This window comes from Gordonia sp. UCD-TK1 (assembly GCF_001691435.1).
In the GTDB taxonomy this organism is placed as follows: Bacteria; Actinomycetota; Actinomycetes; order Mycobacteriales; family Mycobacteriaceae; genus Gordonia; species Gordonia hongkongensis.
The window spans coordinates 55,581-63,911 of the sequence record NZ_LZMP01000023.1 but is presented as its reverse complement, the minus strand read 5'-3'; the positions used below and the strand labels follow the sequence as shown (position 1 = coordinate 63,911).

The window sequence follows — 8,331 nt, the reverse complement described above, 5'->3', positions numbered from 1 at the left end:
CCACTCCGACCGCGGAGTGCAATACCGAGCCATCCGCTACACCGAACGACTGGCCGAAGCCGAAGCGGTGACATCTGTTGGCTCCAAAGGGGATTCATACGACAACGCGATGGCTGAGGCGTTCAACTCGCTGTTCAAAGCCGAATGCATCCGTAACCCCGTGATGCGCCCGCGAGGCGGCTGGGCAGGTGTGGGCGAGGTCGAGATCGCCGTCGCTGAGTACGTCGAATGGTTCAACCACCGCCGCCTGCACGGCGAGATCGGACACGTCCCACCCGTCGAGTACGAGAGCGCCTACCGGTCGACCCACACCGTCACCAGCTACCGTGAGAACCCGGTCCCCGCAAACGCTGGAACCAACTAACCGAGCCTCCAGCAAACCCGGGGCGATTCAGGTTGTGAATCGCTGCTGGACAGGGTATTAGACACTCAGTGCCAGAGTCGTCCTGCGGAGATCAGTCGGAAGCCGGCCCCGAAACCGCTTTGCCAGAGGTGGTCCCGCCGCTGCTAGCAGAAAGGCCGTGGCCAGGATGGGCGCGCCCGGTCTGTCAGAGGCGTGGGACGTCGTCGTCGGGCGTATAGGGGTGTATGCGTTTCTGCACTGCTTCCATGACCAACGCGGCGACCATCACAGCGACCGGCATGACAAGACCACCCAGGCTCACCATACGCGTCTGACCTTCCTTCTGATGTCCTGCTCAATGTGTTTCGAAAGTGCTCTAGCGCAGTGTGTTTCGGGATCTACTAGGGCCGATGCGACACCGATCTACGACCGGTCATCGGACGTTACGTGTGCGGCGTGACAGTGTCGCGGCGGGTACGCCGCTGCCGTCACCCGTTGTCGGGTTGCCCAGCCCGCCAGGAGATCGAGGTGTCACTGCAACGTGGTGAGGAATACAAGGATGGCGGCCAGGGTGATGAGGTAGGCCAGGGCCCACCGTAGGTCGTGATGTGGGGTGGGCGGGGTGTAACGGTGAAATGTGAGGCTGCGGGATGTCATGACTGCAAGTTCGATCAAGTTGGCGTTGTGGGACAGCAAGAGTCGTCGTAGGGCCAATGCCCGTCCCGCGCGTGAACAGAACGCACCCTGAGGTCGGGGGTCATGTCGCTGTGCGTTGGGAGGCGTGGCCCGGCCGTAGAGGTGTGTGACGCGGTCAGCGCCGTCGAGCGGAAGCCAGCTGCTGTCGAGGCATGCTGTGGCGGCCGCGGGCACCCATGCTGGCGGTCAATGCCGGGCCGGGCGTGCGTCGTTGCTGGTCATGGGTGCCGGGTGTGGCTGGTACCGGTGTTTCGGATTGATCCGGGTGGAGACGTGGCCGGCCCATGACGTGGGTCCACCAGTGCTGCAGCGGGCTGGGGTCGGGCCAGACGATCGGGTGAAGTTCAGGGGCGGGGGCCGACATCGGTTGGGTCCTTCCTGGGTCATGTCGTCGGAACGTGCCGGGGGTGAACGTCGTGTTCCTAGATAGCACTCGTCTGGGTGAATCGCCACCCGATGTCGAAAGCGGGCTACTGCTCTGCTCTTGGGTCGAGTGCTGTTGTGCCGGTGGAGGACTGAGTGCGTTGATCATCGAAAAGATGCTTGGCACTCACTGGCGTTGAGTGCTAATCTGATGGCGCGCAGTGATGGTTGATGTGGTGCCGTCAGCGTGGCGGCACCCGTGGATCAAGGAGGTGTTTGCGATGCTGGGTATCGATCCGTTCTCCATGGTTGATGACTGGGCTCGAGGACTTCTCACCGGCGAGTCCGGCGCTGGCCGACGTACACCGCGATTCATGCCGATCGATGTGTACAAGGTCGACGACCACTATTCGTTGATTGCCGACCTGCCTGGTGCTGATCCTGGTTCGATCGATCTCAACGTCGACAACGGGGTGTTGACCTTGTCGGCGCATCGCAGCGCACTCTCGGATGAGGGTGTGCAGTGGTTGGCCAACGAGCGTTTCGCCGGCACCTATCGTCGGCAGATCACTCTGGGTGAGGGTGTCGATCCGGCGAAGATCTCTGCTGCCTATGACAACGGTGTGCTCACGGTGACGATCCCGGTGGCCGAGAGAGCCAAGCCTCGCAAGGTGGCCATCGAGCATTCCGGCGACGGACGTCAGGAGATCACCGCCGGCTCCGAGGCGGCCTCGGGCTGACTGACCGGGGAGGTGGTTCGTCACTGTCACCCCAGTACCGGGAGGTCTGAGATGATGATGGGCTGCGTCACGGCTGCGTCGCCAGCCGGATGTGTCGACGTGATCGACGCCGAAGACACCTGGCTGGCCGCTGAAATCGATGCTGTCTTCGCGCAGGTCGGCGATCCGCAACAGGTGCTACCTACCCTCACGTGCGGGGTCGCCACCGTTCGGCGCCGGGTACCTGGTTCAAGCCGAACCGCCGCTCGCATCGCGCACCTGCGGCCGCGACACCGAGTGGTGAGGCGAGGTGGGCGGCAGCGTGGCCCGCCCACCTCGATCTGAGAGCTTCTGAAAGACGCCTGCGTCCGGGAGTCGAAAGGGTTGGCGGTGCCGGGCTCTGGGCGATGGCAGGCAGAGAAGTGGACAAGGATGACACCCGCCGTCCTCCCCGTCGGCCGAGTGCCATCCTTGTCCATATTCAGTTCGACTGATGGATCTGTGCGGATCGCTGGTACTGCCGTGATCGGTGTCACGCCTCGAACGTGGCGTGGCATGACCCGGAGTGAGGTGGGCAGCCCAGGTTCATTCCTCGGGTGGCTCTTGGCAAGCCCGACATATTTGGGCAGCGATATGCAGCACTTCAGTCGACAGAAGGTAGAGCATCGGCGAAAGACGAGGACGAGTGGAAACAAGTTGGGAGGACACGGCTTCCACATCCTGAGTGACTGCGCAGGTGGTAGCTACGCGTGTCGATCCCTCCCTCTCGACTCCCGGTGTCTATGAAAGTGGTCGCCAGGTGGACACCCTCGAAGAGTGTGAATCGCCCAGGTCAGAGCAACCCTCGCGATTTGAGCAACAGATAGTGATCGACGAGCTTGGCGGGCAGCTTGTCGGGCGCCGCGTCCACCACGTCGACGCCGAGCCGGCCCACCGCGGTGGCGGTTCGGTCCCGCAGGGTGAGCGTGCGGGCTGCGGCGGCGGCGTCGTAGATCTGGGTGGCGTCGTCCCGCTCGGTGAGCATGTCGTCGAGGGCGGGGTCGGCGACCGAGCCGATGATGACCTTGTAGCGCTGCGCCAGCACCGACAGCGGGGGGAGCAGCGATTCCTCGACCGCCGCGGGTTCGAGCGGGGTGAGCAGGACCAGAAGCGCGCGCTGGCGCCCGATCTTGGCGACCTCGGCTCCGAGCAGCGGCCAATCCGCCTCCAGGAGAGCGGGTTCGAGATCCGCCATCGCAGTGACGAGGCTGTTGAGCAGCATCGTGCGACCGACGCCGACCACCCGTCGATGGACCCGCCGGTCGCCGGCGATCAGATCGACCCGGTCGCCGGCATGCGACGCGAGCGCTGCCAGCAGCAACGCGGCATCCATCGCGGCGTCGAGTCGAGGTGTGTCGCCCACGCGCCCGGCCGATGTCCGAGAGGTGTCCAGCACGATGACGATGTGCCGATCCTTCTCCGGCTGCCAGGTGCGGACCACCGTCGAACGACGCCGGGCGGTGGCCCGCCAGTCGATGCTGCGGACATCGTCACCTTCGACATAGTCACGCAGGGAATCGAATTCGGTGCCCTGACCGCGCACGCGCACTGCCGACCGACCGTCGAGCTGACGCAGGTGGGCCAACCGTGACGGCAGCAACCGCCGCGAATCGAAGGGCGGGAGTGCGCGGACTCGGCCCGGGAGCGGCACCGACCGTTGACGTCCGGCGAGGCCGAGGGGACCCACCCGGCGGACGGCGACCCGGACCGCGAGTCGGTCACCGCGCCGGGTGGGGGTGAGAGTCGTTGTCACCGAGCGGGTCTCCGCGCGGGGGATGCTGACGCGGTGGGTGTTCGACGACGCACCCGCCGAGGGCTGCCAGCTGTCGCGCAGCACTCCGCGGAACGTCTGAGAGCCGTGGTTGGTGACCGCGATCGCGCACGTCGTGCTCTGGCCGAGCCGGATCGGGCCGGGTGCCGACCGCGACATGGTGATCGATTTCGTGGACCCTGCCAGCGCGATGTCGAGGCAGGCGAGCAGGATGCAGAACAGCGCCCACAGCACGGGGACGAAGTAGTTCGGCCATATCAGGATGGGCACCGCACCGAGCAGCACCAGGATCAGAAAGCGGCCGGTGAGGAACATCAGCGGGGGACGGGCACCGAGTTGATCGCGGCGTCGAGCACCGAACCCACCGACACCCCTTCGAGTTCGGCCTCCGGGCGCAACGACAGGCGGTGCGCGAGCGTCGATTGGGCGAGCGCTTGAACGTCGTCGGGGGTCACGAAGTCGCGGCCGTTCAGCCACGCCCATGCCCGGCTCGTGCCGAGCAGTGCGGTTGCGCCGCGCGGACTGACGCCGAGGGCCAGTGACGGCGAGAATCGGGTGGCCCGGGCGATGTCGACGATGTAGGCGGTGACCTGCGGGGCGACCGTGACCCGGCGGACCTGCTCGGCGCCGGCCTCGATGTCGGCGGCCGAAGCGACCGGACGGAGGCCGGCGGCGGACAGATTCCGCGGATCGAAACCGGAGGCGTGCCGCGTCAGCACGGTGATCTCGTCGTCGCGCGGCGGAAGCGGCAGGGTGACCTTCAGCAGGAAGCGGTCGAGCTGGGCTTCGGGCAACGGGTAGGTGCCCTCGTACTCGACAGGGTTCTGCGTCGCCGCGACGAGGAACGGGCTCGGCAGCGGGCGGGGATCCCCGTCGACGGTGACCTGCCGTTCCTCCATCGCCTCGAGCAACGACGCCTGTGTCTTCGGCGGGGTGCGGTTGATCTCGTCGGCCAGCAAGAGATTGGTGAACACCGGTCCCTCGCGGAACGTGAATTCGGAGCTGGCGGAATCGAACACGAGTGAGCCGGTGACATCACCGGGCATGAGGTCGGGGGTGAACTGCACGCGCTTCGTCTCCACATCGAGCGCGGCCGCCACCGACCGGACGAGCAGCGTCTTGGCCACGCCGGGAACGCCTTCGAGCAGGATGTGCCCGCGGCAGAGCAGCGCGATCAGGATGCCCGCCACCGCCGGGTCCTGGCCGACGACGGCCTTCCCGACCTCGCCGCGGACGGCCCCGAGCGCATCGCGGGCGCGGTTCGGCGCTGCGCCGGGTCGGTGGTGGGCGTGCTCCGGTGGTGGCCCGGCAGGTGCCTTGGCGAGCGGGTCGGCGTGTGAGGATGCGTCCGGGGCGAACGGACCGGGGCCTGGGTTGCGGGACGGGTCGACGGTCATGGCGTGTGTCGGACTTCCTTCTCGAGGTTGGTCAGTTCGGCGGTGATGTGCACGAGCTGGGTGTCGGTGGTGGGGAGCGGACCGGACAGCAGCGACCGGACCTCGCCCAGATCGCGGTGCGTCGCCCCCACCACGGCGAGGACGATCGCCGACACCATCGGGTCCGAGTTCTCGGTCGACGCGACGACGGTGTCCCAGTCGGGTCGCGACAGTGCGTCTGTGGCACGGGCGGCGTCGAACGGAAGTCCCAGATACGACGCCAGCGAACCCAACGTGTGGATGCGCAGCGCCGCCGCGGCGCGCGCGTCGGCTCCAGCGCGGTGATACATCCGGCCCCGCGCCCGGGTGGTCTCGACCGCCTTGACGACCGCCGGGAGCGGTTCGGTGACCAGCGGGCCGAATCGCCTGCCCCGCCACAACATCAGGGCCAGAACTGCGAAGACGCTCAACACGATGAGCGGCCCGACCGCGGCCGGGATGTCGGACTCCTCGTCCTCGGTCGCGACTTGATCGGTGAAGAAGGGCACGTACCAGAGGATCTCGTCGGACCTCGCGAATACCCGCACGGTGACGCCGGCGTTGTCCTGCTGTGCCAGTTGCTCGTTGGTGAGCATTGTGCCACTGATGACGACGAATTCGGGACGGTCGGTGGTGCGGGGGATCACGACCAGATTCGATGTCCCGTCGGACGTGAAGCAGGCCGTGGCCGCGGGCGAGGTCGGTGAGTATCCGAACGGACTGAAGTCGACGACGTCGGTCTCGTCGATGCCGGGCGTGCGGCAACCCGCGGGGACCGCTGCCGGGCCGGCGCCGTAGCCGGACGTGACGGGCAGGTCGAGCGCGGTGAGCACGGTGGTGTCTGGCGCGATCAGGATCACGCGGTCGGCGTCCTGCACGCGCTCTCGGAACTGTTGTGTAGTACCGGGATTGAGCGATGAGGTCGAGCTCACCACCACCGTGGTCCCGCGGCCGGGACGTGGGGCATCGGTGAACTCCGCGAGGCCGCGCACCTGCCTGAGGTCGGCCCCGCGGTCGTCGAGGATCTGAGCGAGAGCGCGCGATCCGGTGGGTTGGGCGTTGTCGGGGTCGTAGCTGACGCCGGGACCGGGCGTGCCCTGCACCCCGGTGAGTGCCGTGACACCGAGGAGTCCGACGCCGGCGACCACGACGACCACCACCAGCACGATGGTCACCCAGATCCACGCCGGCGTCTTGTTCTTCGCGGGCGCCGGTCGCATCGGCGTCGACGCGACGGGCCCGGATGGCGTCGCCTGCACGGTGCCGGTCACCGGGGCACCGCCAGTCGCTTCGACCGGACCGCGTCCTCGTCGACTGGTCGTGCGGACGAGACCCCGCGCTCGATGTCGAGGACCGCGCGCGCGGATTCGGCTGATGCGTGTCGGTCGCCGTAGGCGATGGCGTCGAACAGGTCTGTCGCCGTGTGCAATCCGGAGTCGTAGGTGGGAAATCGGGGTCCGAGGTCGACAGCGACTTCGTGGGCGGTCAGAGACGGTTCATCGGCCAGCAGACCGCGCTCGATACCCCGACGTGCCATGGCGCGGACGGCGGCGAGCACGCACTGGTCGTACCGGCCCGCGGCGAAGGCGGCGTCGGCGTCGGACCGGAAGTCGGCCGCGGACCGAGCCGGACCTGTCAGCACCGACCCCGTTGGCGGGCCAGCGGTGGCGCGGGGAAGTCGTGGGTTGCGTCGGAGATGCCGGACGACCGCGACGACGAGCCCGAGGACGAGGGCGATCGCCACGACGATCACGATGCCCCGAAGGGTGTCGGAGCCGCCGAACCAGCCGAAAACGTTGTCGGCGATCCACTCCCAGAGCCGCTCACCGAAGCGGTCGAACCACGACGGTTCGGGCGGTTGATACTCGGAGTCGGACAGCTCCTCCTCGGCCCACCGGCGTGCTTCGTCGTTGCCGGGGTCCAATGGCGCAGCGAGAACTCCGATCACCGGTCGCCCTGTCCGGAGAAGAACGGCGTCGGGGCCGCCTCGGCGCGTGCATCGTCGTAGAGGACGGCCGGGACGACGGTCAGTACCGGTTGCACGACCATCGACGCCACGACGGTGCCGATCACCGCGACGACGGTCTCGGTGGCATCGGCGTCCCAGTCGTCGAACCACACGCCGGCGATCGATCCGAGGAGATCGAACGGGTACATCATCGTCGTCATCGCGACCCACGCCAGCACGGCCATGACCGCCAGGATGCCGAAGGTCCGCCAGAACCGCTCCGCCGACAACGCCCCCGAGCGGGCGATCGCGCCTCGCACGGAGAGGCCGTCGACCACGATCGCAGGCGCCGTGAACACCGTGCGTACGAGCAACCACGTCACCGGGATGAGCGCGACGAGGAAGACGAGGAAACTCCCGGCCATCAGCACGATTCCGTCGGAGGCGATGCCCAGACCGAGGAGTGCGATGCCCGGGGTGAACGCCGCCGCGACGGCGAGTCCCAGGAGGGCGGTCCACCCCGACAGTCGGGCGAGGGACCGGCGACCCGCGCGCAGGGCGTCGTCGAGCGTCGGTACGGACCCGGCGCGCAGGCGGGCCAGGGGACGGGCGGCGAGACCGCTGAGTGCGCCCGTCATGACGGCCCACTGCGCAAAGACAGTGAGGACGAACGCGGTGACCGGTGCCAGGCTCGCCCAGTCGTCCGGGTCGTCGAGGGTCGGTTCGGCGCTCACCAGCCACCAGGTGATGAGCGCGACTGGTGCCGCCGCCGCGCCCCAGCTCACGCCGACGAGGCCCAGGAAGACACGCGGTGCCGCGAACGTGGTCGAGAAGATCTGTTGCAGCAGTGCGCTGACGGGCGTCGGCCGTCGTGGCGGCATCCACCCCGCCCACCCGTTCCCCGGAAGGGGAGCACTCGAGCCAGGTGGGGTCGACATCGCCGAACCCCATTGCGGCTGCGGTCCGGGCACGGTAGGCGGCCGCGGTGTGGGTGGACCCTGCGGCGGTCCCGCATCTGGCACCGGGCTCCACTCGTC

8 protein-coding genes are annotated in these 8,331 nt (G+C 67.8%); 2 read left to right on the top strand and 6 right to left on the bottom strand.

The window, feature by feature from the left end; all coding sequences use genetic code 11:
• A partial coding sequence (locus A9310_RS13910; RefSeq protein ID WP_254661261.1) for an integrase core domain-containing protein occupies positions 1–364 on the top strand: 364 nt, incomplete at its 5' end.
• A 510-nt stretch (positions 365–874) separates the two neighbouring features.
• Here A9310_RS13910 and A9310_RS26480 read toward each other — a convergent pair.
• On the bottom strand, positions 875–1,000 hold the full coding sequence (locus A9310_RS26480; protein WP_259935984.1) for a hypothetical protein: 126 nt from the start codon (positions 998–1,000) through the stop codon (positions 875–877).
• Between the two features lie 683 nt (positions 1,001–1,683).
• On the opposite strand from A9310_RS26480, the gene A9310_RS13905 reads away from it, so the two are divergent.
• Positions 1,684–2,142 carry an Hsp20/alpha crystallin family protein gene (locus A9310_RS13905; RefSeq protein ID WP_065631143.1) on the top strand — a complete coding sequence of 153 codons (459 nt, stop codon included), beginning with the start codon at positions 1,684–1,686 and terminating at the stop codon, positions 2,140–2,142.
• Between the two features lie 811 nt (positions 2,143–2,953).
• On the opposite strand, the gene A9310_RS13900 is transcribed toward A9310_RS13905, so the two are convergent.
• Genes A9310_RS13900 through A9310_RS13880 form a run of 5 tightly spaced genes read right to left on the bottom strand, consistent with a single transcriptional unit; the run spans position 2,954 to position 8,232 of the window.
• Positions 2,954–4,246: a DUF58 domain-containing protein gene (locus A9310_RS13900; RefSeq protein WP_065631133.1), complete on the bottom strand. Its 1,293-nt coding sequence runs from the start codon at positions 4,244–4,246 to the stop codon at positions 2,954–2,956.
• Positions 4,246–5,328, bottom strand: coding sequence for a MoxR family ATPase (locus A9310_RS13895; protein WP_065631132.1), 1,083 nt, complete (start codon positions 5,326–5,328; stop codon positions 4,246–4,248). The genes A9310_RS13900 and A9310_RS13895 overlap by 1 nt, the downstream gene beginning before the upstream one ends.
• Entirely contained in the window at positions 5,325–6,617 is a 1,293-nt protein-coding gene (locus A9310_RS13890; RefSeq protein WP_254661260.1) for a DUF4350 domain-containing protein, read from the bottom strand. Before A9310_RS13890 ends, A9310_RS13895 begins: the two co-directional genes overlap by 4 nt.
• The gene (locus A9310_RS13885) at positions 6,614–7,294 is read right to left on the bottom strand and encodes a DUF4129 domain-containing protein (protein WP_065631131.1); all 681 of its coding nucleotides are present in this window, start codon (positions 7,292–7,294) and stop codon (positions 6,614–6,616) included. Before A9310_RS13885 ends, A9310_RS13890 begins: the two co-directional genes overlap by 4 nt.
• Entirely contained in the window at positions 7,291–8,232 is a 942-nt protein-coding gene (locus A9310_RS13880; protein ID WP_254661259.1) for a hypothetical protein, read from the bottom strand. Before A9310_RS13880 ends, A9310_RS13885 begins: the two co-directional genes overlap by 4 nt.
• Between the last annotated feature and the right edge of the window lie 99 nt (positions 8,233–8,331).

Bases quoted from the DNA above. Each gene is read 5' to 3' on its own strand.
- A9310_RS26480 (WP_259935984.1), bottom strand. From the start codon at position 1,000: ATGACATCCCGCAGCCTCACATTTCACCGTTACACCCCGCCCACCCCA.
- A9310_RS13905 (WP_065631143.1), top strand. From the start codon at position 1,684: ATGCTGGGTATCGATCCGTTCTCCATGGTTGATGACTGGGCTCGAGGA.
- A9310_RS13900 (WP_065631133.1), bottom strand. From the start codon at position 4,246: ATGTTCCTCACCGGCCGCTTTCTGATCCTGGTGCTGCTCGGTGCGGTG.
- A9310_RS13895 (WP_065631132.1), bottom strand. From the start codon at position 5,328: ATGACCGTCGACCCGTCCCGCAACCCAGGCCCCGGTCCGTTCGCCCCG.
- A9310_RS13880 (WP_254661259.1), bottom strand. From the start codon at position 8,232: ATGTCGACCCCACCTGGCTCGAGTGCTCCCCTTCCGGGGAACGGGTGG.